Origin of the sequence: Myroides sp. ZB35 (assembly GCF_001865835.1) — a bacterium.
Lineage (GTDB): Bacteria > Bacteroidota > Bacteroidia > Flavobacteriales > Flavobacteriaceae > Flavobacterium > Flavobacterium odoratimimum.
This window is the reverse complement of record NZ_CP017769.1, coordinates 782,748-808,314: the sequence shown is the minus strand read 5'-3', so window position 1 is coordinate 808,314 and position 25,567 is coordinate 782,748. Positions and strand designations below refer to the sequence as shown.

The following is a 25,567-nucleotide window of genomic DNA, read 5'->3' as shown; positions in this document are numbered from 1 at the left end:
ATTATTCTGACTTGTGCTCTACGAATTTAATCGGTTTAATTTTTTCTTGTATGTATTGGAAGATAGCGTAAAGTACTGGAATTACGAATACCCCAAGTATAGTACCAATCAATAGACCAAATGCTGCACCAGTACCGATAGATCTGTTACCCACATCTCCAACACCTTTAGCGAATACTAATGGCATCATACCTAAGATGAAGGCAAAAGAGGTCATTAAGATCGGTCTTAGACGAGCTTTAGCACCGTTGATTGCAGACTCTGCTATAGACTCTCCATGCTGACGTCTCTGTAAAGCGAACTCCACAATAAGAATAGCATTCTTAGCAAGAAGCCCGACCAGCATCACCAGTGCAATCTGGAAGTAAATATTGTTTTCTAATCCTGCATATTTCTGTGCGATGAACGCTCCCATGATACCAGTAGGTAATGATAAGATTACAGCTAGTGGTAATAAGTAACTTTCATACTGAGCAGATAATAAGAAGTAAACGAAAATAATACATAAAGCAAAGATCATCACAGTTTGGTTACCAGAGCTAATCTCCTCTCGAGATAGACCTGTAAAGTCAATACCGTAATCAGTGCTCAAGGTTTGAGCAGCTACTTCTTGTACCGCTTTAATTGCGTCTCCAGAACTGTATCCTGGTTTAGGAGCTCCTGTGATATTCGAAGATGTAAATAAGTTATAGCGGTTCACTGACTGTGGACCATATACTTTTTTCAAATCAACGAACTGAGTTACTGGTGTCATTTCTCCTGAAGCAGTTCTTACATAAATCTCGTTTAAGCTATTTTTGTCTGATCTGTACTCAGGTAAAGACTGTACCATTACACGGTATTGTTTACCAAAACGAGTAAAGTCAGCTGCATAGATACCTCCGATATACCCTTGAAGAGCAGAGAAAATATCACTTACTAATACTCCTGATTCTTTTGCACGAGGAATATTAAGATCTAATTCATACTGAGCATAGTTTGTATTAAATGATGACTGAGCATACAAGATTTCAGGACGATCCATTAATGCAGCTAAGTACTCTTTTGATTTTTGGTCGAAGTCAGTAAGTGCACCTCCAGTTTTATCTAATAATTTCATCTCAAAACCTGAAGACATACCGAAACCTGGTATACTTGGCGGTTGGAAGAAAATCATTCTAGCATCTTGGAACTGTGTAGCAGCGATACCAAACAGTTTACCAATGATCGCATCAGTTGCTAACTCAGGTGTAGTTCTATCTTTAAAGTCGTCTAGCTTAATCATCGCCATACCGTAGTTAGAACCTTGTCCGTTGATGAATGAGAATCCTGATACGATAGTTACCCCTTCTACTCCTGGGATTTGCTGTACTACTTTAGAGAACTGTTGTTGTAAACTCGTTACACGGTCTTGAGAAGCACCAGCAGGTAACTCGATATTACCCATGATGAATCCACGGTCTTCGTTTGGTACGAATCCACTAGGCATTGTTTTAGCAGCATAATATGTAATACCTAAACACGCAAGTAAGATGGCAAACGTAGTCCATTTATGTTTTAATAAGAACTTAAATGAGTTACCGTATTTGTGAGTTAATTTGTTGAATGCAACGTTGAATGCATCAAAGAAGCGTTGAACAAAGTTTCTTTTCTTTCCTTCTCCATGAGCTCCATGTTGAGTTAAGAACAGTGCACATAATGCAGGACTCAAGGTCAAGGCGTTAACAGCCGAAATTAAAATCGCAACAATAAGTGTAATACCGAACTGCTTATAGAATACTCCTGTAGGACCTGGAATAAAGGTTACAGGTATAAATACAGCAGACATTACTAATGTAATCGAGATAATAGCACCTGAAATCTCACTCATGGTGTTTAAACTCGCTTCTTTAGCATCTTGGCCTGTCTCTTCCATCTTCGCATGCACAGCCTCTACTACCACGATGGCATCATCCACCACAATACCGATGGCCAGTACAAGTGCAAACAGTGTTAACAAGTTAATTGAGAACCCGAATACACTTAAGAAAAAGAACGTACCTATAATTGCAACTGGTACAGCAATTAAAGGAATTAACGTAGAACGGAAATCCTGTAAGAAGATATATACCACTACGAATACTAGTAAGAATGCCTCTATAAGTGTGCTGATTACTTTACTAATAGATGCATCTAAGAATTCGTTCGTATCCATCAGTACTGTATAATTAATACCATCAGGGAACGAAGTCTTCATATTCTCAAGTTCAGTATGTAAGTTCTGAATAATCTCTTGAGCGTTAGAACCTGGTGTTTGGTAGATAGCCATAGCTACAGCAGGGTGTCCATTTTGTTCAGAACTACCTACATAAGACATTGCACCTAATTCTATCTTAGCGACATCTTTCAAGTATAGTACTTGTCCATTACCCAATGATTTTACTACGATATTTTCGTATTGGTCTTGCGTTTTATATTTACCACTATACTTAATTACATATTGGAATGCCTCAGCATTATTTTCACCTAACTGACCAGCAGCAGCCTCTAAACTCTGTTCGTTTAGGACTCTTACAACATCAGAAGGAACTAATCCATAAGCTTTCATCTTAGCAGGGTCAATCCAAATACGCATAGAGTAGTTACGAGAACCAAAAGCCTGTGCATCCCCAACACCACTTACACGTTTTAGTACAGGAATAACGTTAATATTCATGTAGTTTTGGATGTAAATAGCATCGTAGTTAGGGCTTGTCGAATAGAAAGACAAGAACATTAATGCACTTGTTTGTTGTTTCTGAGTAGTTACCCCTGAACGCGTTACCTCTGCTGGTAAAAGTGGTGTAGCACGTGCCACACGGTTTTGTACGTTTACTGCAGCGATATCTGGGTCAACTCCTTGCTTAAACACAACTTGAATACTAGCACTACCATCATTTGATGCAGTAGAAGTAATATAGTCCATGTTTTCAACCCCATTCACCTGTTCTTCAATTGGAATAACAACAGATTGCATTACTGTCTCAGCATTGGCTCCAGGATATGAAGCAGCAATCTGTACAGTAGGCGGCGCAATATCTGGATATTGCGTAACTGGAAGTACTGTTAATCCCAGTACCCCTAGTATTACTATAAGTATAGAAATAACTGTAGATAATACAGGTCTTTCAATAAATGTTTTTAACATACTTTAGAATGTTGATTTGATGTCTTCGTTAATTTTTTCAAATTTCTCTGGTACTGGAGTTATAGGAGATCCACTGCGCAGTGTTCCTAATCCTGTTCCAATGATTTTTTCTCCTTTTTTGACACCATCTTTTACGATTGCCAACTTGTTGATTCTATCGATTACTTCGATCTTAGTAGCCTTAGCTGTATCGTTTGCCACAGTATATACATATACCTGACCTTGCTGTTCGAATGTAGCTGACTCAGGAACTACTAATACATTAGTATATTCGTTAGGAAGTAATAATGTACCACTATTACCATTAGCCAACAATCTGTTAGGGTTGTTAAAAGCAGCTCTTAACTGTACTGTACCCGTAGTTGGATTAATTTGACCTGAGATAGTTTCGATTTTACCAGGTTCTTCATACACTTGTCCATTAGCTAACTGTAATTTTACTGTAGGTAAGTGACTTAATTTCTCTTTTAAAGATTTACCTTCTATTTTTTCTAAGAAATCGAAGTATTCTTTTTCATTAAGTGTGAAATAAGCAAATACACTACTGTCATCTGACACTACAGTTAACGGTTGAGGGTCACTAGGGCTTACTAATGCCCCTTCACGGAAGTTAATTTGTCCTACAATACCATCGATAGGGCTTTTAACCACAGCGTAGTCAATATTAGCAACTATACTTTTGTGTTGTGCTTTAGCATTAGCTACTTGACTCTTTGCACTAGCTAAGTTAGCTTCAGCAGTTTCTAACTGGATTTTACTGATAATCCCTTTGTTTACCAGAGGTACTAATTTGTCAACGTTTACTTGAGCAACATTAACTTGAGCTTCAGCTGTTCTGATTGCTGCTTTAGCTGCATCAGCACTTTCGTTTAAAGTGTTCGTCTCAAGTCTAAATAGAGGTTGTCCTTTTCTAACGATTGCACCTTCGTCTACATAAACTTCTTGAATGTATCCAGCTATTTTAGCACGAACGCTACTAGCAACTTTCCCTTGGATATTAGTAGGGTAGTTTTTATAACCTGTTACATTTTGAGTAGGTACTTCGATTACTTTGTAAGGTAATGCCTGAGGTCCCCCTTGCTGTTGATCTTTATTTCCGCATGACGCTACAGTGATAGCGATTGCAGCGAAAGTGATCGATTGTAAATAACGTTTCATATAATTACTTAATTTGTACTTTTTAATTTTTCTATTGTATCTGCTAAATGACTTTTACTTTTTGCTAAATGATCTATATAAAGTTCTACTTTATTGTTGCAATTGTCTGTTTTTAAAACACCTTCATCAACGAATTTAAGCATTTTAAGACACAATGCATGCTCACGTTCTAATACATCTCTAATGATTTGTAATCTTAGAGTCATATAGTTAGGGTTCAATCTGAAGTATCTTTTTCTTTCATCAATCTTATTGAAATGCTCAATTTGGTTATTCGAAATCAATAGATTTAAACTTGTAGAGACAGAACTCTTACTTGCATTTAATCTTTCAACTAATTCATCAAAAGTCACGCCATCTCTGTTATTATTAAACATAATGTATGTATAAATCTGTGCAGTTAATGGTGAGAAGTGGTGCACCAGTTCATGGTGAGCGCAATAATCTTGGAATAAGTCTACTAAATTTTGGTCGTATTGCATTTTACTTTAATGTTTTGAGAGATGCAAATATACGGTTAGTTTTGTAATTACCGAACCAACCAAACTTAAAAGTTTCTTAATTATTTAGATGGCGTCTATATAAGATGTATTTTATAGTAGGAACATTTTTGCATCTATTTGATATTATGATAGAAAACATTTAATTGAAGAATTATTTAAAAAAATCAACAAAAATGCTTGCATCAAAATTAAAAATAGCATTATATTTGCATCCACAAAAGCGGAAGTAGCTCAGTTGGTAGAGCTCCAGCCTTCCAAGCTGGTTGTCGCGAGTTCGAGCCTCGTCTTCCGCTCTGCAAACCTGATGTAGGTTTTAAAATAACATCATCTGCGGAAGTAGCTCAGTTGGTAGAGCTCCAGCCTTCCAAGCTGGTTGTCGCGAGTTCGAGCCTCGTCTTCCGCTCTACAAACCTGATGTAGGTTTTAAAATAACATCATCTGCGGAAGTAGCTCAGTTGGTAGAGCTCCAGCCTTCCAAGCTGGTTGTCGCGAGTTCGAGCCTCGTCTTCCGCTCTACAAACCTGATGTAGGTTTTAAAATAACATCGTCTGCGGAAGTAGCTCAGTTGGTAGAGCTCCAGCCTTCCAAGCTGGTTGTCGCGAGTTCGAGCCTCGTCTTCCGCTCTATAAACCTGATGTAGGTTTTAAAATAGCATCATCTGCGGAAGTAGCTCAGTTGGTAGAGCTCCAGCCTTCCAAGCTGGTTGTCGCGAGTTCGAGCCTCGTCTTCCGCTCTACAAACCTGATGTAGGTTTTAAAATAACATCATCTGCGGAAGTAGCTCAGTTGGTAGAGCTCCAGCCTTCCAAGCTGGTTGTCGCGAGTTCGAGCCTCGTCTTCCGCTCTATAAAAAAAGCCCTAACATTTGTTAGGGCTTTTTTTGTTTAGTTAAGATGGCTTAAGTCTGTATTAGTTTTTACTTCATAAGCTTCTTTATTTTGCTCAAATATTCTAGCGTCTAATTCACCTTTTAGAGTGATTCGGTCACCTTTTACTTCTAACCAACTACCTTCTCTAAGCCCTACTACAGGTTGTGTATTAAAAGCGTGGAACTCATTGATACGTGTTTCTCTAGTTTCTCCCATATGAGTCGAACCTTCGATAGGGTCTAGGTAATGAGGATTTAGATTAAAGGGTACGAAACCAAATGTCTTGAATGAAGGAGGATATACGATAGGCATATCATTAGTCGTTTCCATTGTTAGTCCACAGATATTACTTCCCGCACTACATCCTAGATAAGGAGTTCCGTTGTTTACAACATCTATTACCGCATTCAGTACATTGTTTTTATAGAGTTGTTGTACCAATAAGAAGGTGTTTCCTCCTCCTGTGAAGATTCCCTCTGCTTGTTGTACAGCTTCTACTGGGTTAGTGTACTCATGTATTCCTTTGACATCAATATTGATAGTAGCAAAAGCGGTTCTTACTTTTTCTGTATATTGATCATGCGTGATGCCTCCTGGTCTTGCATAAGGAATAAACAATAGTGTTGATATGTTCTTAAAATGTTCTTTTAATGTCGGTAATAAGTACTCTAGATAAGTTCCATTATATATGGTAGAAGTACTCGCAATAATTAGATTTTTCATGTGGATAAATAATTTTTGTAAAAATAAGTCGTTTAAATAGAACATTTGCCTTTTCACCTGCAAATGTTCACCTAACTATAAAACACTATCATGAACCTAACTCAAAAACTCTTGAGTATAATACTGCTTTTTGTGAGTAGTATTCACCTTGCTCAGGACTCCCCATCCGTTCTTAATGGAAAAATAGTGACTAGAGACGGAAACTTTGAAGGAATAGTGATTCTAAATTCTTCAAAGGACATTTCTGTATTATCTGATGATAAGGGGTACTTCTCTATTCGCAGTCATATTAATGATACGATAAGATTTATCAGTCCTAATCATACAGAGTATCAGTATGTAGTTAACGAATTTGATATCAAGCGCAGTCCTGTACTATTTCCATTAGAACCGTTATACAGCATCAATAGACTTGACGAGATTGTCATCACGAAGATAGATAGTGATGCACTAGGCTTTACAGATAAATATACGAAGAGGTACACACCTGCAGAACGCAAACTCAGAACTGCTAAAACAGGTGGAGGAATGATACCAATAGATCCCTTTGTAAATATGCTGTCAGGGAGAATGAGTATGCTTAAGAAGAACCTTGCTTATGAGAAGACAGACCACAGAGTACATAAGCTGATAGAAGTGGTTACTAACGAGCGATTAGTTGATTACTATCATATACCTTTAGATTATGTGGAGGGTTTTGCGTATTATGCAGTAGAAAAAACAGAAATAAAAGAGTTACTCAATGTAGGAATGGTTAATGTCAATGAATTAGAAAGAGAGCTTACACCAGTGGTATTTGAATTTCTAGAAATGATTAAGAATAAGAAGGAAGAAGAAATATGATATGTGTACAAGGTCATATTTAGTATAATATAAAGAAGGCTGTCAAGGCAGAGCATTGTCTTCCAATAAATAGAAGTATTGTAATGAATATAATTCAGAAGTTATCGACTTTATTACTCTTATTAACTGGGATAGGTCACTGTTTCGGTCAAGATCAGGGAGGGATGATAAGTGGTAAGCTAGTCACTCGTGGAGGTGATTTAGATGGGACGGTGGTCACTAATATCAATAGAAACAAAACGGCATTAGCGGATAAGAAAGGTTATTTTGATATATATGGAGAACCACAAGATACTATACGATTTAGTAGTGTATACCATATGGAATATACTTATATCATAGCAGAAGCAGATATGAAGGGAGGTGTGCTCTTATTTCCCTTAGAACCCTTGCCTGATTTAAGTACGAGATTAAACGAGATTCTAATCACTAAAGTAGATGCAGGAGGACAAGGATTTACAAATAAATATACGAAGAGATATACTCCTGCAGAACGAAAGCTCAGAACAGCTACTACAGGAATATTAGATCCGCTGGTGAATTTATTATCTGGTAGGACTGCCATGCTTAAGAAGAATCTCGCATATGAGAGGGAGGACTTCAGAGTAAGTAAGTTGTTAAACACGATAGACGAAGAAAGGTTAGTAGAGTATTATAAGATACCTCCTGATTATGTAGAGAGCTTTGCATACTATGCTGTGTCTAGAGAAGAGATAAGAGATATCGTGAATGCTACGATAATTGATACTAAATTCTTAGAAAGAATGATAGCTCCAGTTGTATTAGATTTTCTAGAAATGGTCAAAACGAAGACAAAATAATCTATTATAGCTTACTTATACTTCTTCCTATTCTTGTAGTATTTGCTTGTTCTAGAAGAATAGAGGAGGTGTAACTTCTCTTCTTTTGATCACCTTTGAGTTATTAGAGACTTAAGTAGCGTGGGGTGGCATTGAGGTAATAGAGATAGATGGGGGCTGGTTAGATGAAAGTTTTATTGAGTACTTATTTTGAGTTTTAGGAATGTGAGTAGAGCAGATCAATGCTTTGCTTGCTTAGAAGTGAACACTTTATAAACTAGTATATGAAGAATATAAAATACATTGCCATTATAGTAACTCTTCTTTTGGGAGAATTTGTATTAGCTCAAGAAGGATTAAAGACATTAAATGGAAAAATTCTTTTTAGAGATGGCGATAGAGATGAAGTGTTAGTTCTTAATGCTTCTAAAGGAACTTCTGTATTTTCAGATGATAAGGGATACTTCAGTCTGCAGGGGGAAGCGAATGATACTTTGAGATTCGTTAGTTTATCATACCTATTACATGTGTATATGATTACTGAAGTAGATTTAAACAGAGACCTTGTTCTGTTTTCTTTAGAAAGAAATACTACAGGAGAGGTATTGGACGAAATAGTTGTTACGAAAAAGAGTAAGTCTCCATATCCTAAATATACATATAAGTCTAAAGGACCTAGTCCTATGGAGCGACAGCTAGCTTATGCTACTTCTGGTCTTATCGCACCTTTAATCAATATGCTCAACGGTAGAACGAAGATGCTTAAGAAAGCGCTGGTCTATGAGCGTGCCGGGTTTAGAGCAGATAAATTTTTAGACTACGTAAGTGATGAGCTATTGGTTGATAAATATAAGATACCTTATGACTACGTAGAGAGTTTTGCTCTTTATGCAGTGAACGATGAGAAGGTAAAAGAAGCACTAGAGGTAACACCTGTAGATATGACTTACCTAGAGACAGTGATTGCTCCTGTAGCAGTCGACTTCTTAGAAGTGATTAAGGACAGACCTTTTAAAGAATTAGAACAACAAGTACCGGGGCAGAGCGATTAAATAAGTGATTTATCTAGTTATAGGTCGTTATTTAAACAGGATCAGTTATAGTGTTTATAAGCACATTGTTTTATTTAACATAAGTTTGCGAGGGTAAAATTTGTGTATCCTATAGAATGGAATATTTTTACAATTATAATTAAGGAATGATGAGAATATTTGTAGCCTTTCTATTAATATTGAACTTTTCTGTTGTTTTCGCGCAAGAAAGAAAGATGATAGATGGTAAGATTGTATCTAGAACGAAGAGATTAGATGGGGTATATGTAGCGAATATTAATACTGGAGAGTCTACGATGACTGCTCCTGGAGGATATTTTAAACTGAAGGCACAGGAGAATGATACGATTATGTTTTCAGGACCTGTTTTTCTAGGATATAGACATCAGTTAGATGATATAGATTTAAAGAGAGATATTATTTTAATACCACTAGAGCCTAACTCACTCTATTATGAATTAGACGAAATAGTGATCACGAAGATCACTTCAGAATCTCTAGGGCTAATCCCTAAAGGGACTAAGATACGTACACCAGCTGAGCGTAAGTTATATACCGCTACTACAGGAAGTGGACTGATCTCTGTAGATGCGATAGTGAATATGATCTCAGGACGTACTAAGATGCTGAAGAAAGCATTAGCTTATGAAAGACAAGAAGGACGAAAAGATAAGTTCTTAATGTATATTAGCCCAGAGAAGCTGACTAAAGATTACAGCATTCCTAAAGATTATGTTTACGGGTTTGCTTATTATGTGGCTACAGATGAACTAATGGCTTCTATTCTGAACACGAATATAGTAGATGAAAAGAAAGTCGCTAGTAGGGCTGGAGAACTTGCCTTAGAGTTTATCGAACTGATCCATGAGAAGTTAGATCTAGAAGTGAAGCAGACTAAGATAGAATAGTTTAACAAATGGTTTTAGATAAAATCTATGTGAGAATTTAATAAACTTCGTAGATTTGTAACCTTATAAATAGAAAAACGAATATTTATGTTTGGAATCGGAGGGGGTGAAATATTTTTCATCATTATTATAATTTTAATGTTGTTTGGTTCTGATAAGGTTCCAGAGATGGCACGTACCTTTGGTAAGTTTATGGCTCAGTTAAAGAATGCAACAAACGATATCAAACACGAAATCAATAAAAGCGCAGAAGAATCTGGTATTAAAAAAGATATAACAGAGACCTTCGATATAGATATTAATCCTATGAAGGATATTCAGAATGAAGTAGAGAAGCAGAAAGAGGACATTGAGAATATTACAGGGCCAATAAAAAGACAACTTTAATGTTAGAAACAATTGTGCAATGGGATAAGGAACTAATGTTGTTCTTAAACAACTTAGGTACTCCTACATTTGACCCATTTTGGTTATTTATCACGAAGCAGTTTAACTGGCTTCCGTTTTACCTCTTATTACTGTATCTAGTATATAAGAAAGTATCACTAAAGACACTGGGTATTATCCTACTGTTCATAGCAGGGCTTATCGCCTTTACAGATCAATCTACTAATCTAGTCAAAAGTACAGTAGGTCGCCCTAGACCGTGTAGTACAGAAGATATTAAAGCGATGCTTAGAGTAGTGAAGTGCAGTAGCTCACTGAGTTTCTTCTCAGGTCATGCTTCTAACTCTACTGCGACGATGCTGTTCTTATTCTTAATATTGAGAAGGTATTATAAGTACGCGTTTTTAGTATTTATATTCCCACTCGTATTTGCATATAGTAGAATCTACTTGTCATTGCATTTCCCTACAGACATTTTCGTAGGAATGTGTGCAGGAATTATCTCAGGAACATTATTCTACCAAGGATTTAAATGGGTAGAGAAGAAATATAAGTTAGTCTAACTAACATTAAAAAAAGGCTTAGAATCTAGATTCTAAGCCTTTTTTGTTATCGTACTCTTGATACTGTTAGTCCATCTCTTATTGGTAATAGTATCGTCTCTACACGAGGATCTTCTTTTAGTAATTTATTATACTGATCGATCTCTATAGTAGCTCTATCATTCCATTTGATATCTTCTACTACCTTACCAGACCATAGGACATTATCAGATAGGATGATTCCTCCCTTATTCATCTTCTCGATGATGAGGTGAAAGTAGTTTGTGTAATTCTTTTTATCTGCATCTAGAAATACTAGGTCAAACTTCTTATCTAAAGTAGGGATAATGTCTAATGCACTACCTAAGTGCTGAGTGATCTGATGCCCATAGTCAGACATATCGAAGTATTTTCGTTGAAAGTCTACTAACTCTTCGTTTACATCTATTGTATCGATAGTACCATCAGCTCTCAGCCCTTCTGCTAGTGATAGTGTAGCATATCCGGTGAATGTACCTACCTCTAATATGTGCTGAGGGTTAACTAGCTTAGAGATCATACTCAAAAAACGACCTTGGAAGTGACCACTCAGCATTCTAGGCTGTAGTACTTTTTGGTACGTTTCTTTATCTAGTTTGGCTAATAACTCAGGCTCATTTTCTGAGTGTCTTGCCGCATAATCCTCTAACTCTGGTGATATAAAATGCATAATCGAAATTCAAGTAATAATTAAAGGCACAAATATAATCCTAGATTGAACGTTGACCAAATACTCCTGTAGTTTTATGATTATTAGCCTATTTAGAGTTTGCTTAGACCGTAAATAGCGATATATACTGTAGATCTACTGTATAGATGGTTCGGATAGAGAATTAGTACAGTTCGCAAAAACACCTCTTAACCCTAGTATTTACTTGGTATTTCCGAACACTATCCGAACAGAAATTGCATTAATAAATAAGAAGTGTTGATATAGAGGAGATTATCCTCTATGTAGAACTTTATAATAGGTCAAAAAGGTAATTAATAGCCAAATACTCCAAATAGAGTCATCGTGATGTAATCATATTAAAAGGTGTTATTAAAAATAACCGTTAAAGAAGTGATTTATTTTTCTAAATTTATAGGAACCAATTATTTAAACTATTATGAAGGTATTAAAGAAAGTTCTGAAGTGGCTAGTGATTTTGATAGCACTGGTAGTAGCACTGATGTATATATTTAAAGTGGATTATCTCTTTACGGCGGTGCGTACCATATACTTTAATGGATATAAGACAGCGTTCTTAGATGATTATAAATATTTTCCGACTAGGGAGATTAAGAATGATGTAGGACAGCCATGGGCATTCACGAAGGATTATAATACTATAAAAGCGAGTGACAACTTAGAGAATACCCATAAAGAACTAGAGTCTATAGCTTATTTAGTCATCAAGAATGATAGTATCTTCTACGAGGCTTATTATGACGGGTATGGAAAGGACTCTTATACCAACTCCTTCTCGATGGCTAAGAGTATCGTATCTGCTGCCTTAGGTAAGGCATTACAGAGAGGTGAGATCAAGAGCTTAGATCAGAAGGTAATAGAATTTTTACCAGAGCTAAAAGGGAAGTATAAAGATGAAGTAACGGTAGGAGATCTATCTTCTATGGCATCAGGATTAGATTGGGATGAGGCATATTACAGTCCGTTCTCAGTGGTGACGAGAGCTTATTTTGATAAAGATCTGAGAAATGTAATGCTAGGCTTAGAGATAAAGGATAAGCCTGGACAAGAGTTTATTTATAAAAGTGGAGATACAGAGCTATTGACGATGGTACTAGAGAAAGCTACTGGTAAATATATGACTGATTATATATCAGAATATTTCTGGAAGCCTATGGGAGCAGAGAATCCAGCGTTATGGCAGCTAGACCATGAAGGGGATGGGGTAGAGAAGTCATACTGTTGTTTTACGAGTAATGCGCGTGATTTTGCTAGGTTTGGTAAGTTGTATAAAGACGAGGGGCTGTGGAACGGTGATAAGATATTAGATAGCGCATTTATTAGAAAGTCAATTACCCCACGTTTTAAAGATGCGCCTGAGTATGGCTATGGTTGGTGGTTAGTGAATCACAAGGGACAAGATTTCTTCTATATGCGAGGTCACTTAGGACAGTTCGTGATTGTGTCTCCTAAGGATAATGTGATCATTGTGCGTCTAGGACACTTAAAGGGATTACAGACAGAGGAAGATCCTCATAGTAACGATCTGTACACTTATATCGATGAGGCTTATAATATGTTGAACCAAAGGAAATAAGATATGCTTAGAAATGTGATGCTAGATAGCCTACTCTTTTTTGATATTGAGACAGTGCCTGAAGTGCCTGCTTTTAATGATCTAGATGAGGAGATGCAAGATCTGTTTGATATCAAGACGGCTTATCAGAGAAGAGATGGGCAGACTGCAGCGGAGTTTTATGAACGTGCAGGGATTTGGGCAGAGTTTGGTAAGGTGGTATGTATCTCAGTGGGATATTTTACTTATAAGAATGGAGATAGACAGTTTAGAGTCAAATCCTTTGCAGGAGAGGAACGCCGTCTGTTACAAGAATTTTCTAATTTAATAGACGAATATTTTAATGATCCTACTCGCGTTCTATGTGGGCATAATATTAAGGAATTTGACATTCCCTTTGTTGTGAGGCGGATGTTGATAAATGAGGTAAAAATCCCCAACAAACTGTGTATTATTGGGAAAAAACCGTGGGAAGTAAATCATCTAGATACCATGGAAATGTGGAAGATAGGAGATTATAAACATTTTACATCTTTAAGGCTTTTGACTAGAATATTAGGTATACCCTCGCCTAAAGACGATATAGACGGGAGTGAGGTGGCTAAGGTGTATTATGAAGATAAAGATATTGACAGAATTATCGTGTATTGTGAGAAAGATGTGGTAGCAGTGGCACAGGTTTTGCTGAGATTTAAGCGTGAGGAACTATTAAGTCAGAGCGAGATATTTTCTGTTTAAGTTAAAGAAATATTAAAAAACATTGGTTAGTGCTTGTTGTTAAAATAATTTTTTTCTAATTTTGACTTCAAATAAGGAAATAGTAATGCAGAAAATTTATTCAAATATGGTTTATTCAACAAAATGTGTATTCTCTAAGAAGAATGCATCGTTTATGGTATAGAGCTGTCTTTGGATAAGTATAAAGATATTTAATAAGCCTCTGTACCTCACAGGGGCTTATTTTTTTTTAAGAAAGAAACATATAAAAATAAAGTAATGAATTTAGTCTATAATCTATTAACGTCAACATCGTATAAGGGAATTTGTTTTCCTAAGCGTTTGATGTATACATACGTAGCCAAGAGAGATAGCTTGTTTTGATCATACTATTTTTATAGTTAAGAATAAATAAGAAGGTCCTTTTGGCAGATAGCTGAAGGGACCTTTTTGTATAGTGTCAATTTTATAAATAATTAAAAGAATGGAAAGTAAAGTTTTAAAAGTGTTGGGCTTCTCAGTAAGAGAACAACAATTCGCTGTAAAAACAGCCAACTACTCTTTCACAGTGAAAGATGGAAGAGAATTAGTAAGAGACGTGAATGCGAACTCTGCAGAGTTATTATTAGCTAAGCTAGCAGGTAGTATCCACGCAGTGGGAAAATTAGTCGGTAATACATTGGGGTTAGATCTAAAATCTATTCAGATAGAAGTGTCTGGTGTGATAAAAGGGGAAGGCTTCGAAAAGGATAGCTTAGACCACTTCAACAGAGTAGATGTAATCGTAAAACCTACTTCTGAGGCATCTATAGTGTTGCTAAAAGAATGGCTAGATGCTGTAAAATCAGCTTGCCCAATGTTTGCAAATTTTAAAGAAAAAACTCCTACTATCGTTACGTTAGTCAAGGAATATGACCAAGTAAAAGTAGCGTAGTATGTCCGTATATTCTGTAAAAATTGTGGTATAGTATAGATGTTTAATTAGTTTATTAGATAGCTTATACTATATCACAATTATTATATATTTTTGTTATTCTAGTGATCGTACTGAATATAAAAAATGAAAGAAGATATACCTATATTATCTGTAAAGGATTTACAAATCGATTTTCTGAAAGAGAAATCTTGGAATACTATTATCAAAAGTAGCTCTTTTGATATCTATGCTAACGAGATTCTTGGTGTAGTAGGAGAGTCGGGTTCTGGTAAGTCAGTTACATCACTTGCGTTAATGGGGCTATTGCCTCGAGAAATATCTCGTATTAGCTCGGGTAATATCGTGTTTGAAGGAAAAGATATTACGCATAATACAGATAGTGAGTTCCGACTGTTGCGTGGAGCTCAGATATCAATGATATTTCAGGAGCCGATGAGTGCTCTAAACCCTTCTATTACTTGTGGCGAACAGGTGGCTGAGATACTTCGAGAGCATACTTCGCTCAGGGGGAAGGCTTTAAGAGAAGAGGTGTTACGCCTTTTCGATAGAGTTAAATTGCCTAATCCTAATCAAGTTTATACTAAATACCCTCACCAAATCTCTGGTGGACAAAAGCAAAGAGTCATGATCGCTATGGCTGTAGCGTGCAAGCCTAAGCTACTGATAGCGGATGAGCCTACGACAGCATTAGATGTGACTGTGCAAAACGAAATCATTAATCTACTGAAAGACCTACAACGCGATAATAAGATGAGTATCTTATTTATCTCTCATGACTTGAATCTAGTGTCGTCTATCAGCGACCGTATTCTAGTGATGTATAAAGGGGATATCGTAGAACAAGGAAAGTCAACAGAAGTGTTTAACAATCCACAAGATATGTATACTAAAGCCTTAGTAGCGTCTAGACCTTCTCTTACAGAGCGATTAAAAAGACTGTCAACGATAGGAGACTTTCTGAATAATAAGGTGGTGAGAGATGTGGTGACTACTGAGGATAGAAAAGATAGATTAGAAAAGTTATATAGTAATGCTCCGTTGCTAGAGATTAGGAATGTGTTCAAGGATTATGTCATTAACGGAGGACTGTTTAAAAAAGGTGTATTCCACGCGCTACAAGATATTAGTTTTAATGTATATGAAGGTGAGACACTTGGACTAGTAGGTGAGAGTGGGTGTGGTAAGTCTACATTAGGCAATGTTATCCTACAACTCGATAGAGCCACTAAAGGGCAGATATTCTATAAAGGGCAAGACATCACGAAGCTTTCTTCTAAGACGTTTAGGGTGTTTAGAAAAGATATACAGATTATATTCCAAGATCCGTATTCGTCTTTAAACCCTCGTCTGACTGTAGGAGAAGCTATTCTAGAACCTATGAAAGTACACAAGATAGGAAGTAGTGATGCGGATAGAAAGGAGAGAGTGATAGAAATACTATACCGAGTGGGGCTAGACGAATCTGTATTTAACCGTTATCCACATGAGTTCTCTGGAGGACAGAGACAGCGTATCGGTATCGCTAGGACGATAGCAGTACAACCTAAACTGATCATATGTGATGAGTCTGTGTCTGCACTAGACATATCTGTACAAGCTCAGGTATTGAATCTACTAAACGATTTGAAGGATAAGTATAATTTTACTTATATATTTATCTCCCATGATTTGTCTGTAGTGAAGTATATGTCTGATCAGGTGATGGTGATGAATAAAGGTAAGATAGAGGAAATAGGCGAGGCAGATGAGTTGTATGCTCACCCTAAGACTGTGTACACAAAAGGATTGATTAGTTCTATCCCGAAATAAGATAGTGAAAAAAAGCTCCGATACTGGAGCTTTTTTTAGTTAGTTATATCCTGAATAAGGAACTTCTTCTTCTATAAAGTGAATGCCATTCTCTTCTAATTCTTTTAGGATAGGAGTATATACTTCCTCTTCTATAGGCATCTGTACACCTGGTGTAGTGATGATTCCTTTTAAGATTTTTAGAGTAGCGATCGCTACAGGAAGACCTACTGTCTTAGCCATAGCAGTGTAGATCTGATTATCTCCTATACAGACCATACGTGAGTCTATCTGGTGATTCTGTCCATGTAGTTCGTATCCTATCTTGTGATACATCACGATCATGTCTTTATCTTCAGGACTCAGTGACCAAGAATCACTTAAGATCTTTTCTAAGATTTGTGCAGGAGTCGCTTTCTTTAATCCTATTTTTTTAGTTGGGTTGAACAAGTCTAGCTCTAGTAGCTTGTCCCATATAATGTCATCTTGGTCAATACCTAGTGCTAATCTTAGTTTGGTCTCTACAGTATCTGTAGGGTGGTAGGGCAAGTAGGAGTTGATAAACTCTCTATAGGTCATCTCTTCAGAATTATCTATAGTATAGCTATCATCTGTTATTCCTAATTCTACAAAAAGATTCCAGGCTCTAGAGTATCCTACTCTTCTGATCGTACCTCTAAAGATGGTTTTAGCATCACGAAGTCCATAGACATCTTTGTATTTTAGAGAATCTCTATTGGCGTAAGCTTCGAACTTTCCATATCCTTCTACATCTAAAAACTCAGTACGTCTAAATACTTTGTTGTAAGGGATGTATTTATATTGGCCTTCTTGTAAGAATTTAGCTGCACCACCTTGTCCAGCTAATACTACATTGCGAGGGTTCCAAGTGAATTTGTAATTCCATAGATTGTTGTCAGATTCTGGAGCGATTAGTCCACCACAGAAAGATTCAAAAGAGATGACTTTCCCTCCTTTTCTTTCGATATCATGTATAATTTTCATCGCACTCATGTGGTCTATCCCTGGATCTAAGCCTATTTCGTTCATGAAGATGAGGTTGTTTTTAGTTACTTCCTCATTGAGTTCTTGCATAGCAGGGCTGATGTAAGATGCCGTAACCATGTGTTTTTTATACTTCACACAGTCTTTAGCTAGTTCTAAGTGATGTATGGCAGGTAACATAGAAACTACAATGTCTGCTTTCTGTACTAAGGTTTGTCTTTCTGTTTCGTTGAATAGGTCAAATGCGATCGCCGTAGCATTAGGATGATTCATCGCTTTTTGCTTCGCGGATTCTAGAGATAAATCCCCTATAGTAAGGTGTAAGTTCTCTGAGTCTGATTTGTCCAAGAGATACTTGATTAATGAAGAGCTGGATCTACCTGCTCCTACTATTAAAATTTCTTTTGTCATAATATTCTAGTTGGTTTTTCAAGATACAAAAATTAGTAGTTCAATAAATAGATTAAATTCTACAAAATTTTTAATGTGCTATTTGTCTGATAAGTTGTATATTTGAAAGAAAAATAAATGGGACGAAAAGTTATATTTATAGCTGCTATAATCGGCGCAATTGGTATTATGCTAGGAGCTTTTGGAGCTCATGGTCTAAAGAAAGTTGTAACAGAGGCTCAAGTAGCTACTTTTGAAATAGGCGTTCGTTATCAAATGTACCACGCACTTTTTTTACTTTTTATAGGTATATGCGGAATATTTTCAGACAAGGCTAAAAAAATAGTTATGTATCTGGTTTTGTTTGGAATATTGTTTTTCTGCGGTTCTATATACCTTCTTACCTTTAAAGATATGATAACCATAGACTTAAGAGTTATTGGTCCAATTACTCCTGTAGGAGGAGTATTGTTCATTGTTGCATGGCTATACGCTGGAATTCAGGCGTATAAAAGTAAAAACATGATTAAATAATTCTTTTGTATATTTATATTTTAAATTTATTTCTAAGTTTGCAAACAAATTAATACACAACCTAAATAATGAAAATGGATATTTCTGAATCAATTTCACTGGAAAAATATGGTATTAAAGATGTTGTAGAGGTAATTTATAATCCTTCGTACGACGTTTTATATAATGAAGAAACTAACCCTAACTTAACAGGGTATGATAAAGGAGTTGTAACTGAGCTAGGTGCAGTTAACGTAATGACTGGAGAGTTTACAGGACGTTCTCCTAAAGATAAGTACATCGTTAAAGATTCAGTTACAGAAAACACAGTATGGTGGAATTCACCAGAATCTCCAAATGACAACAAACCAATCGATAACAGAACTTGGAATGCTTTAAAAGAGAATACTGTTAATCAGTTATCTGGAAAAAGATTATTCGTTGTTGATGCGTTTTGTGGAGCTAACGAGAATACTCGTTTAAAAGTTAGATTTATTATGGAAGTAGCGTGGCAAGCGCACTTCGTAACTAATATGTTTATCCGTCCTACTGCAGAAGAGTTAGCTAACTTCGGTGAGCCAGACTTCGTAGTAATGAACGGTTCTAAAACTACTTTCAAAGACTATAAAGATTACGGATTAAACTCTGAGGTTTATATCGCGTTCAACTTGACTGAGAAGATTCAAGTTATCGGTGGTACTTGGTATGGTGGTGAGATGAAAAAAGGTATGTTCGCAATGATGAACTACTACTTACCTCTTCAAGGAATGGCTGCTATGCACTGTTCTGCTAACAAAGGTAAAGATGGTGATGTAGCTGTTTTCTTCGGATTATCAGGTACAGGTAAAACAACTTTATCAACTGACCCAAAACGTGAGTTAATCGGAGACGATGAGCACGGATGGGATGATGAAGGTGTATTTAACTTCGAAGGAGGTTGCTACGCTAAGACAATCAGCTTGAGCAAAGAGAATGAGCCAGATATCTATGGTGCTATCCGTCGTGATGCTTTATTAGAGAACGTTACTGTTGATGCTAATGGTATTATTGACTTTAACGATGGTTCTGTAACACAAAATACACGTGTATCTTACCCAATCGAACATATCGAGAATATTGTTAAGCCTGTGTCTAAAGCTGGACATGCTACTAAAGTTATCTTCTTAACTGCAGATGCTTTTGGTGTAATGCCTCCAGTTTCTAAGTTAACTCCAGAGCAAACTAAATACTACTTCTTATCAGGATTTACTGCTAAGTTAGCAGGTACTGAGCGTGGAGTAACTAAACCAGAACCTACATTCTCTGCTTGTTTCGGTAAGGCTTTCTTATCTCTACACCCAACTCAATACGGTGAAGAGTTAGTGAAGAAAATGGAAGAGCACAATGCTACTGCTTATATGGTAAATACAGGATGGAATGGTACTGGTAAGCGTATCTCTATTAAAGATACTAGAGCTATCATTGATCGTATCTTAGACGGTTCTATCGAGAATGCTGAGACTACTATCGTGCCTATCTATAACTTCGCTGTACCAACAGCTTTAGAAGGTGTAGATACTACTATTCTAGATCCTCGTAATACGTATGCTAATGCTTCTGAATGGGAAGAGAAAGCAAAAGAATTAGCTGGATTATTCATAGAAAACTTTAAGTTATATTCTAATAATGACGAAGGTAAAGCGCTAGTAGCTGCTGGACCTCAATTATAATATAATTATAGCTATAGAAAAAAGGAGATGATGTAATCATCTCCTTTTTTTTGCTCTTAATTAAGCAGTGAACTCTTATTTAATAAGTATAAAAAAACCACCTCTTCATAGAGGTGGTTTTTTATGATATAAATAGATATTATTTATTTACTTGTTGAATGTACTTTTCTAATGCCATAGTCATAGACGGTGTTCCTGGTGCAGGAGCCATGATGTCTACTCTTAAGTTATTGTCTAAAGCTTCTTTTTGCGTTGTAGTTCCAAATACAGCTATTCTCGTATTGTCTTGACTAAAGTCAGGGAAATTTTTGAATAGAGATTTAATACCTGTAGGACTAAAGAAAGCTAAAACATCATATTTCACATCTGCTAAATCTGATAAGTCACTCATAACAGTACGATAGAATGTACCTGGAGTCCAATTTACTTTTAAATCATTTAAAGTAGTTGGTACATCGTGATTTAATTGATCTGATGCAGGAAGTAAGAAGGTCTCATCTTTATACTTCTTAATCAAAGGAGCTAATTCTGCAAAGTCTTTCTGACCTACATAAATCTTTCTTTTACGGTATACTACATATTTTTGTAAATAATATGCTACCGCCTCTGACTGACAGAAATACTTAAGCGTTTCAGGAACTTTATATCTCATTTCTTCTGCTACGCGGAAAAAGTGGTCTACAGAGTTCTTACTTGTTAAAATAATAGCAGTGTAATTGTTTAAATCAATCTTTTGGTGTCTTACCTCTTTGGCTGGTACACCTTCTACGTGGATGAAGGGTCTAAAGTCAATTTTTACTTTGAATTTCTGCTCTAATTCGAAGTAAGGTGAGTTTTCTACTTTAGGCTCTGGTTGAGAAACCAAAATTGTTTTCACTTTCATAATTGTACTTTTTCTTATAATGCTCCGTAATCTTTTAACCAGAAATATAATAATAGATAAGGAGCTATTTCAAGGGTGCAAAGATACAAAATAAAATAGAACACCTTATTCATTATTGATTTTTGGTTGTTTTTTATAAAAAGAACGTATAAAAGGATATTTGTTGCGATTAATGCAATCAACATGAATCCGATTATAAGTTTGTTGGTTATATTGTTGTAGAATAAAAGAACGTCTACTGCTAACAGTAACATTCCGATATAATTTCGATAGGTAGCTTTTTGTAGATTTAACGCATCCGAAAATTCGTCTATACCAAATGTTGTTGATATAATCTTATCTATTAAATACTTTCCGATGATAAAGGTGGTTACAAAATTTAAAAGCATTAAGAATGAACCAAAACTGTAATCTGGTATGAGTTCGAAAGCTTTTAATGTTATTTGTATAAAGAAAGTAATCGATATAAGCTGTACAAGTAAAAAAGATAAAGTGAAACTATTTCTTAAGTTTGTATTATCCTTATAAATCTTTAAGTACTTATTCGATGCTGCTAGTTTTGTAAACTCAGAAAAACGTACGCCGAAGATGGTACGGTTAACTGCAATAATAGAGAATCCGATAAAGAATAGGACTGTTGCCCAATCTTTACTAGGGAGTACACGCTCGATAAGTATTAGATTCTCCATAATATCTGCAAAATTAGCAAAAAAACCTTTTAGATTGACTTTGTATTTTATTTAAGTGATAACTTTCTAGAAAAAGGTTATTTTTGTGGCAAACGTTTTAAAAAATGGAGTCAGGACTTGTCATTATACCAACGTATAATGAAATTGAAAATATAGAATTGATTATCGATGCTGTTATGGCATTGCCTCAGCATTTTCATGTTCTGATTGTTGATGATAATTCCCCTGATGGTACTGCAGCTGTAGTTGAAGAGTTGCAAAGTAAGTATCCCGAATCTTTGTTTTTAGAGAAGAGAGAAGGTAAGAATGGGCTAGGTACTGCTTATGTCCATGGTTTTAGATGGGCCTTGGCACGTGACTATGACTATGTATTTGAAATGGACGCGGATTTCTCTCATAATCCGAATGACCTTCCTAAACTTTTAGAAGCTTGTAAAGCGAATCAAGGCTTAGCGATTGGCTCTAGATATGTTACAGGTGTTAATGTGGTGAATTGGCCGTTAAACCGTGTTTTGTTGTCTTATGGAGCTTCTATTTATGTTAGAATGATAACTGGGATGAAAATTAAAGATACGACAGCAGGCTTTGTTTGTTTTTCACGCAAAGTATTAGAGAGTTTTGATTTTGATAAGGTGCGCTTTGTTGGGTATGCTTTTCAGATCGAGATGAAGTATCGTACTTATGTAAAGAACTTTTCGATTACGGAAGTGCCTATTATTTTTACAGATAGGACGAGAGGCGAATCTAAAATGTCTGGAGGAATTATTAAAGAAGCTGTTTTTGGCGTTATTAATCTACGTATACGTAAACTACTAAACACACTATAATGACACACTATTTAATTAAAAACGGAAAAGTCGTAAATGAAGGGACTATTGTAGAAGCGGATGTTCTAATCGAGAATGGCTTTATTGCGAAAGTAGCTCCTAATATCGAAGTTTCTGATGATGTAACTGTTGTTGATGCAAAAGGGAATTATGTTATTCCTGGAATGATTGATGATCAAGTGCATTTTAGAGAACCAGGATTGACTCATAAAGGTGATATAGAATCTGAATCTAGAGCAGCTATTGCTGGAGGGATTACTTCTTTTATAGAGCAACCGAATACAGTACCTAATGCTGTGACTCAAGAATTATTAGAACAGAAGTACGAAATAGCGTCTACTAAGTCATTTGCTAACTATTCATTTATGATGGGAGGTACAAATGATAACTTAGAAGAACTGCTAAAAACAAACCCACGTAATGTAGCTGGTATTAAACTTTTCTTAGGTTCGTCTACAGGTAATATGTTAGTAGATAGACAGGATGTATTAGAAAAGATCTTTTCGAGTACTTCTATGCTTATCGCTGTACATGCTGAGGATGAAGGAACCATTAAGGCTAACTTAGCGAAGTATAAAGAAGAGTTCGGAGAAGATATCCCTGTGAAGTATCACCCGATTATCCGAAGTGAAGAGGCTTGTTATTTATCTTCTTCTAAAGCGATAGAGTTAGCGAAGAAAACAGGAGCTAGACTACACGTATTCCACCTTTCTACAGCGAAGGAAACAGAATTGTTTAGAAACGATATCCCTTTAAAAGATAAAAAGATTACTGCAGAGGTATGTGTTCACCATTTATGGTTCACGGATAAAGATTACGATAAAAAAGGTAACTTTATCAAGTGGAATCCTGCTGTAAAAACAGAAGTTGATAGAGATGGTCTTTGGAAGGCGTTGTTAGATGATAGAATAGATGTTATCGCTACTGACCATGCACCTCATACCTTAGAAGAGAAGAGTAAAGCGTATTCTTCTGCTCCTTCTGGAGGACCACTTGTGCAGCATGCTTTAGTTTCGCTATTTGAAGCTTCTAAACAAGGGAAAATCAGTATAGAGAAAATCGTAGAGAAAACAGCACATAATCCTGCTATTTTATTCCAAGTAGAGAAACGCGGTTATGTAAAAGAAGGATACCATGCTGATATAGCTATCGTAGATGTGAATCATGACTGGGAAGTAAATAAAGACAATATTTTATATAAATGTGGGTGGTCTCCATTCGAAGGAGAGAAATTTAGTTCTAAAATTACTCATACTTTTGTAAATGGTTTCTTAGCGTATGAGAACGATAAGGTAAAAGAAGAACACAAAGGACAACGATTATTATTCGTACGATAAAATCAAAGAATAGATGAATAAATACTTAGTAATATTAGCTGTGTTTATACTTATGTCATGTAAGAATGATGTGGTAAAACCGTCTCCATTTATCGAGCAACAAAAAATGGAAGATATCTTATATGATATGGCATTGTTATACTCTATCGAGAGTGTAAGTGCATATAGTAGAGAAGATACTCTAAAGAGACTTGACGTTAATTCTATCTTTAAGAAGTACGATATAGACAGTCTTGCTTTTGTATCGAATAATAGATACTATGTAGAGCTAGGGGATGGTGTGTACCACAGTATGCAGAACAATATTCTAAGTCGTCTAGAAGCGGCTAAGGTTGTGGCAGACTCTTTATTGTCTAAATCTCAAGATGAGCCTAAAGACGAATTAAGTAAAGAAGATATTAAAGTTGATGATACTGTGAAATTGGATCGAGAAAAGATTGATAGTCTTCGAAATCAAATTCAATAGTGTTTTTAATTTTTGAACAATCATAAATATAAGAAGAATGAGAAGCTTGCGCGATTGATCGTGTAAAGCTTCTTTTTTTTCTCGTTATCAGAGAGACGAAGTTGTCTAACTTCCATGCGAATAGACTTGATGTGCGCGATACATGGATACTAGGATGTTTCTTACCCATTAAGTCTGCGATATGATTGATAAGCTCTTGGTAAGTAATATTATTTGAGACTAATGCGAATCTCTCATTTTTAATATCACTGATCATGAGGAGATGCATTGCTCTTACCACATCATTTACTCCTACGATTCCCGCAATACCTGTGGTGTAGAATGGGAAGTCTTTCTTTACTTTTTGGAAGAAAGCTCCACTACCTTCATAACCGAAGCCACGTCCGAATACAATACCAGGATTGACGATGACTACATCTAGTCCTTCTTGAGTCCCTCTCCATACCTCCATTTCGGCTCCATACTTAGTGATAGCATAGTCTCCATGGTATAGCTCAGGGTTCCAATCTGTCTTTTCTGTAATGATTTTATCTTTGGCTATCGTCTCACCTAGAGCGGCGATAGAACTAACATAGCACAGTTTTTTTACGTTAAAGGCGATAGATAGGTTCACGATATTTGCAGTGCCTTCTATATTTGTCTTGCGAAGTTTTTTTTCATCTTTAGGCTCGAAAGAGACTAAAGCTGCACAATGATATACATAATCAATTCCAACAAAGGCTTTTTCTAAGGCAGGTACATCTATTAGATCTGCTTTGACCCATTCTATTTTTAAGAATAGGGCTTCTTGATTGTTTAAGACGAAGAGGTTTTTCGTTTTTTTAATACTATCCTCATTTCTATAAATAGCACGAACTGCACCTTCTGACTGAAGAAGATGTAATAATAAATGTGCTCCTACTAAGCCTGTACCTCCTGTTACTAGTATCATATTTAGACAAAAGTAAGTTATATGTTTTACATAGTGAAAAATTATGAAATAAAGTTGAATTCTAACGCCCCTATTATTAGTTCTTAAAGGATAAATGTAGAAAACGTATAAAAATGCAGTGTTTGAGAATTTTTATTCCATAAGCTAAGGTTTTGAGCTAT

General features: G+C 36.0%; 24 protein-coding genes and 6 tRNA genes. 21 read left to right on the top strand and 9 right to left on the bottom strand.

Going from position 1 to position 25,567, the window contains the following annotated elements; genetic code table 11:
• Position 1: 1 nt before the first annotated feature.
• The 3 genes from BK054_RS03680 to BK054_RS03670 are packed head-to-tail and all read right to left on the bottom strand — an operon-like array spanning position 2 to position 4,785.
• Positions 2 to 3,145, bottom strand: a complete 3,144-nt coding sequence (locus BK054_RS03680) for an efflux RND transporter permease subunit (RefSeq protein ID WP_016650315.1) — start codon at positions 3,143 to 3,145, stop codon at positions 2 to 4.
• A 3-nt stretch (positions 3,146 to 3,148) separates the two neighbouring features.
• Positions 3,149 to 4,303 carry an efflux RND transporter periplasmic adaptor subunit gene (locus BK054_RS03675; protein ID WP_006259722.1) on the bottom strand — a complete coding sequence of 385 codons (1,155 nt, stop codon included), beginning with the start codon at positions 4,301 to 4,303 and terminating at the stop codon, positions 3,149 to 3,151.
• Between the two features lie 8 nt (positions 4,304 to 4,311).
• Complete coding sequence (locus BK054_RS03670; protein ID WP_006262267.1) at positions 4,312 to 4,785, bottom strand: GbsR/MarR family transcriptional regulator; 474 nt, start codon at positions 4,783 to 4,785, stop codon at positions 4,312 to 4,314.
• Positions 4,786 to 5,026: 241 nt separating this feature from the next.
• Between BK054_RS03670 and BK054_RS03665 the strand changes: the two genes are divergently transcribed.
• The 6 genes from BK054_RS03665 to BK054_RS03640 all read left to right on the top strand — a co-directional run bounded on the left by BK054_RS03665 (position 5,027) and on the right by BK054_RS03640 (position 5,649).
• Positions 5,027 to 5,099 (top strand) — tRNA-Gly (locus BK054_RS03665).
• Between the two features lie 37 nt (positions 5,100 to 5,136).
• Positions 5,137 to 5,209 (top strand) — tRNA-Gly (locus BK054_RS03660).
• 37 nt (positions 5,210 to 5,246) lie between these two features.
• Positions 5,247 to 5,319: transfer RNA gene (locus BK054_RS03655), tRNA-Gly, on the top strand.
• Positions 5,320 to 5,356: 37 nt separating this feature from the next.
• Positions 5,357 to 5,429, top strand: a tRNA-Gly gene (locus tag BK054_RS03650).
• A gap of 37 nt (positions 5,430 to 5,466) precedes the next feature.
• Positions 5,467 to 5,539 (top strand) — tRNA-Gly (locus BK054_RS03645).
• Between the two features lie 37 nt (positions 5,540 to 5,576).
• Positions 5,577 to 5,649 (top strand) — tRNA-Gly (locus BK054_RS03640).
• 40 nt (positions 5,650 to 5,689) lie between these two features.
• Here BK054_RS03640 and pepE read toward each other — a convergent pair.
• Positions 5,690 to 6,442, bottom strand: a complete 753-nt coding sequence (gene pepE, locus BK054_RS03635; protein ID WP_058699149.1) for a dipeptidase PepE — start codon at positions 6,440 to 6,442, stop codon at positions 5,690 to 5,692.
• An 87-nt stretch (positions 6,443 to 6,529) separates the two neighbouring features.
• Here pepE and BK054_RS03630 point away from each other — a divergent pair, with 87 nt between their 5' ends.
• From BK054_RS03630 to BK054_RS03605, 6 genes are all read left to right on the top strand, one after another.
• Positions 6,530 to 7,240 (top strand): hypothetical protein, encoded by a 711-nt coding sequence (locus BK054_RS03630; protein ID WP_232234337.1) that lies wholly within the window; start codon positions 6,530 to 6,532, stop codon positions 7,238 to 7,240.
• Between the two features lie 83 nt (positions 7,241 to 7,323).
• The gene (locus tag BK054_RS03625) at positions 7,324 to 8,061 is read left to right on the top strand and encodes a hypothetical protein (protein ID WP_006262264.1); all 738 of its coding nucleotides are present in this window, start codon (positions 7,324 to 7,326) and stop codon (positions 8,059 to 8,061) included.
• A 263-nt stretch (positions 8,062 to 8,324) separates the two neighbouring features.
• Positions 8,325 to 9,092: a hypothetical protein gene (locus tag BK054_RS03620; protein ID WP_071306914.1), complete on the top strand. Its 768-nt coding sequence runs from the start codon at positions 8,325 to 8,327 to the stop codon at positions 9,090 to 9,092.
• Between the two features lie 146 nt (positions 9,093 to 9,238).
• Positions 9,239 to 10,000 (top strand): hypothetical protein, encoded by a 762-nt coding sequence (locus BK054_RS03615; protein WP_225581470.1) that lies wholly within the window; start codon positions 9,239 to 9,241, stop codon positions 9,998 to 10,000.
• Between the two features lie 87 nt (positions 10,001 to 10,087).
• Positions 10,088 to 10,387: a twin-arginine translocase TatA/TatE family subunit gene (locus BK054_RS03610; RefSeq protein WP_006259714.1), complete on the top strand. Its 300-nt coding sequence runs from the start codon at positions 10,088 to 10,090 to the stop codon at positions 10,385 to 10,387.
• A complete protein-coding gene (locus BK054_RS03605; protein ID WP_006259713.1) occupies positions 10,387 to 10,950 on the top strand; it encodes a phosphatase PAP2 family protein in 564 nt (187 codons plus the stop codon). The genes BK054_RS03610 and BK054_RS03605 overlap by 1 nt, the downstream gene beginning before the upstream one ends.
• A 46-nt stretch (positions 10,951 to 10,996) precedes the next feature.
• Here the strand turns inward: BK054_RS03605 and BK054_RS03600 are convergent, their stop codons facing one another.
• Positions 10,997 to 11,638, bottom strand: a complete 642-nt coding sequence (locus tag BK054_RS03600; protein ID WP_006259712.1) for an O-methyltransferase — start codon at positions 11,636 to 11,638, stop codon at positions 10,997 to 10,999.
• 439 nt (positions 11,639 to 12,077) lie between these two features.
• On the opposite strand from BK054_RS03600, the gene BK054_RS03595 reads away from it, so the two are divergent.
• The 4 genes from BK054_RS03595 (at position 12,078) to BK054_RS03580 (ending at position 16,677) form a co-directional block, all read left to right on the top strand.
• Positions 12,078 to 13,235 (top strand): serine hydrolase domain-containing protein, encoded by a 1,158-nt coding sequence (locus BK054_RS03595; RefSeq protein ID WP_058699146.1) that lies wholly within the window; start codon positions 12,078 to 12,080, stop codon positions 13,233 to 13,235.
• Between the two features lie 3 nt (positions 13,236 to 13,238).
• Positions 13,239 to 13,952: a 3'-5' exonuclease gene (locus BK054_RS03590; protein WP_006259710.1), complete on the top strand. Its 714-nt coding sequence runs from the start codon at positions 13,239 to 13,241 to the stop codon at positions 13,950 to 13,952.
• A gap of 463 nt (positions 13,953 to 14,415) precedes the next feature.
• Positions 14,416 to 14,865: an OsmC family protein gene (locus tag BK054_RS03585; RefSeq protein ID WP_058699145.1), complete on the top strand. Its 450-nt coding sequence runs from the start codon at positions 14,416 to 14,418 to the stop codon at positions 14,863 to 14,865.
• Between the two features lie 126 nt (positions 14,866 to 14,991).
• A complete protein-coding gene (locus tag BK054_RS03580; RefSeq protein ID WP_058699144.1) occupies positions 14,992 to 16,677 on the top strand; it encodes an ABC transporter ATP-binding protein in 1,686 nt (561 codons plus the stop codon).
• A 39-nt stretch (positions 16,678 to 16,716) separates the two neighbouring features.
• Here BK054_RS03580 and BK054_RS03575 read toward each other — a convergent pair whose 3' ends face one another.
• Entirely contained in the window at positions 16,717 to 18,072 is a 1,356-nt protein-coding gene (locus BK054_RS03575; RefSeq protein ID WP_006259707.1) for a saccharopine dehydrogenase family protein, read from the bottom strand.
• Positions 18,073 to 18,189: 117 nt separating this feature from the next.
• Between BK054_RS03575 and BK054_RS03570 the strand changes: the two genes are divergently transcribed.
• Both BK054_RS03570 and pckA read left to right on the top strand, forming a co-directional pair.
• Positions 18,190 to 18,585 (top strand): DUF423 domain-containing protein, encoded by a 396-nt coding sequence (locus BK054_RS03570; RefSeq protein WP_041894461.1) that lies wholly within the window; start codon positions 18,190 to 18,192, stop codon positions 18,583 to 18,585.
• A 74-nt stretch (positions 18,586 to 18,659) separates the two neighbouring features.
• Positions 18,660 to 20,273: a phosphoenolpyruvate carboxykinase (ATP) gene (gene pckA / locus BK054_RS03565; RefSeq protein WP_058700013.1), complete on the top strand. Its 1,614-nt coding sequence runs from the start codon at positions 18,660 to 18,662 to the stop codon at positions 20,271 to 20,273.
• Positions 20,274 to 20,412: 139 nt separating this feature from the next.
• On the opposite strand, the gene BK054_RS03560 is transcribed toward pckA, so the two are convergent.
• Positions 20,413 to 21,156, bottom strand: a complete 744-nt coding sequence (locus BK054_RS03560; RefSeq protein ID WP_006259704.1) for a uroporphyrinogen-III synthase — start codon at positions 21,154 to 21,156, stop codon at positions 20,413 to 20,415.
• 14 nt (positions 21,157 to 21,170) lie between these two features.
• Entirely contained in the window at positions 21,171 to 21,845 is a 675-nt protein-coding gene (locus tag BK054_RS03555) for a DUF4271 domain-containing protein (RefSeq protein WP_006262256.1), read from the bottom strand.
• A 104-nt stretch (positions 21,846 to 21,949) separates the two neighbouring features.
• Here BK054_RS03555 and BK054_RS03550 point away from each other — a divergent pair, with 104 nt between their 5' ends.
• Genes BK054_RS03550 through BK054_RS03540 form a run of 3 tightly spaced genes read left to right on the top strand, consistent with a single transcriptional unit; the run spans position 21,950 to position 24,475 of the window.
• Positions 21,950 to 22,672, top strand: a complete 723-nt coding sequence (locus BK054_RS03550; RefSeq protein WP_006259702.1) for a polyprenol monophosphomannose synthase — start codon at positions 21,950 to 21,952, stop codon at positions 22,670 to 22,672.
• Positions 22,672 to 24,009, top strand: a complete 1,338-nt coding sequence (locus tag BK054_RS03545) for a dihydroorotase (RefSeq protein WP_058699143.1) — start codon at positions 22,672 to 22,674, stop codon at positions 24,007 to 24,009. Before BK054_RS03550 ends, BK054_RS03545 begins: the two co-directional genes overlap by 1 nt.
• A gap of 13 nt (positions 24,010 to 24,022) precedes the next feature.
• Entirely contained in the window at positions 24,023 to 24,475 is a 453-nt protein-coding gene (locus tag BK054_RS03540; RefSeq protein ID WP_058699142.1) for a DUF4296 domain-containing protein, read from the top strand.
• Here the strand turns inward: BK054_RS03540 and BK054_RS03535 are convergent.
• A complete protein-coding gene (locus BK054_RS03535; RefSeq protein ID WP_058699141.1) occupies positions 24,408 to 25,406 on the bottom strand; it encodes an NAD-dependent epimerase/dehydratase family protein in 999 nt (332 codons plus the stop codon). The genes BK054_RS03540 and BK054_RS03535 overlap by 68 nt on opposite strands.
• Positions 25,407 to 25,567: the final 161 nt, after the last annotated feature.

What these genes read in the sequence shown, in the direction of transcription:
- BK054_RS03590 (WP_006259710.1), top strand. Translation starts at nt 13,239, where the DNA reads ATGCTTAGAAATGTGATGCTAGATAGCCTACTCTTTTTTGATATTGAG.
- BK054_RS03625 (WP_006262264.1), top strand. Translation starts at nt 7,324, where the DNA reads ATGAATATAATTCAGAAGTTATCGACTTTATTACTCTTATTAACTGGG.
- pckA (WP_058700013.1), top strand. Translation starts at nt 18,660, where the DNA reads ATGGATATTTCTGAATCAATTTCACTGGAAAAATATGGTATTAAAGAT.
- BK054_RS03595 (WP_058699146.1), top strand. Translation starts at nt 12,078, where the DNA reads ATGAAGGTATTAAAGAAAGTTCTGAAGTGGCTAGTGATTTTGATAGCA.
- BK054_RS03575 (WP_006259707.1), bottom strand. Translation starts at nt 18,072, where the DNA reads ATGACAAAAGAAATTTTAATAGTAGGAGCAGGTAGATCCAGCTCTTCA.
- BK054_RS03580 (WP_058699144.1), top strand. Translation starts at nt 14,992, where the DNA reads ATGAAAGAAGATATACCTATATTATCTGTAAAGGATTTACAAATCGAT.
- BK054_RS03545 (WP_058699143.1), top strand. Translation starts at nt 22,672, where the DNA reads ATGACACACTATTTAATTAAAAACGGAAAAGTCGTAAATGAAGGGACT.
- BK054_RS03560 (WP_006259704.1), bottom strand. Translation starts at nt 21,156, where the DNA reads ATGAAAGTGAAAACAATTTTGGTTTCTCAACCAGAGCCTAAAGTAGAA.
- BK054_RS03570 (WP_041894461.1), top strand. Translation starts at nt 18,190, where the DNA reads ATGGGACGAAAAGTTATATTTATAGCTGCTATAATCGGCGCAATTGGT.
- BK054_RS03550 (WP_006259702.1), top strand. Translation starts at nt 21,950, where the DNA reads ATGGAGTCAGGACTTGTCATTATACCAACGTATAATGAAATTGAAAAT.
- BK054_RS03535 (WP_058699141.1), bottom strand. Translation starts at nt 25,406, where the DNA reads ATGATACTAGTAACAGGAGGTACAGGCTTAGTAGGAGCACATTTATTA.
- BK054_RS03600 (WP_006259712.1), bottom strand. Translation starts at nt 11,638, where the DNA reads ATGCATTTTATATCACCAGAGTTAGAGGATTATGCGGCAAGACACTCA.
- BK054_RS03615 (WP_225581470.1), top strand. Translation starts at nt 9,239, where the DNA reads ATGATGAGAATATTTGTAGCCTTTCTATTAATATTGAACTTTTCTGTT.
- BK054_RS03610 (WP_006259714.1), top strand. Translation starts at nt 10,088, where the DNA reads ATGTTTGGAATCGGAGGGGGTGAAATATTTTTCATCATTATTATAATT.
- BK054_RS03680 (WP_016650315.1), bottom strand. Translation starts at nt 3,145, where the DNA reads ATGTTAAAAACATTTATTGAAAGACCTGTATTATCTACAGTTATTTCT.
- BK054_RS03620 (WP_071306914.1), top strand. Translation starts at nt 8,325, where the DNA reads ATGAAGAATATAAAATACATTGCCATTATAGTAACTCTTCTTTTGGGA.
- BK054_RS03540 (WP_058699142.1), top strand. Translation starts at nt 24,023, where the DNA reads ATGAATAAATACTTAGTAATATTAGCTGTGTTTATACTTATGTCATGT.
- pepE (WP_058699149.1), bottom strand. Translation starts at nt 6,442, where the DNA reads ATGTTCTATTTAAACGACTTATTTTTACAAAAATTATTTATCCACATG.
- BK054_RS03670 (WP_006262267.1), bottom strand. Translation starts at nt 4,785, where the DNA reads ATGCAATACGACCAAAATTTAGTAGACTTATTCCAAGATTATTGCGCT.
- BK054_RS03585 (WP_058699145.1), top strand. Translation starts at nt 14,416, where the DNA reads ATGGAAAGTAAAGTTTTAAAAGTGTTGGGCTTCTCAGTAAGAGAACAA.
- BK054_RS03605 (WP_006259713.1), top strand. Translation starts at nt 10,387, where the DNA reads ATGTTAGAAACAATTGTGCAATGGGATAAGGAACTAATGTTGTTCTTA.
- BK054_RS03675 (WP_006259722.1), bottom strand. Translation starts at nt 4,303, where the DNA reads ATGAAACGTTATTTACAATCGATCACTTTCGCTGCAATCGCTATCACT.
- BK054_RS03555 (WP_006262256.1), bottom strand. Translation starts at nt 21,845, where the DNA reads ATGGAGAATCTAATACTTATCGAGCGTGTACTCCCTAGTAAAGATTGG.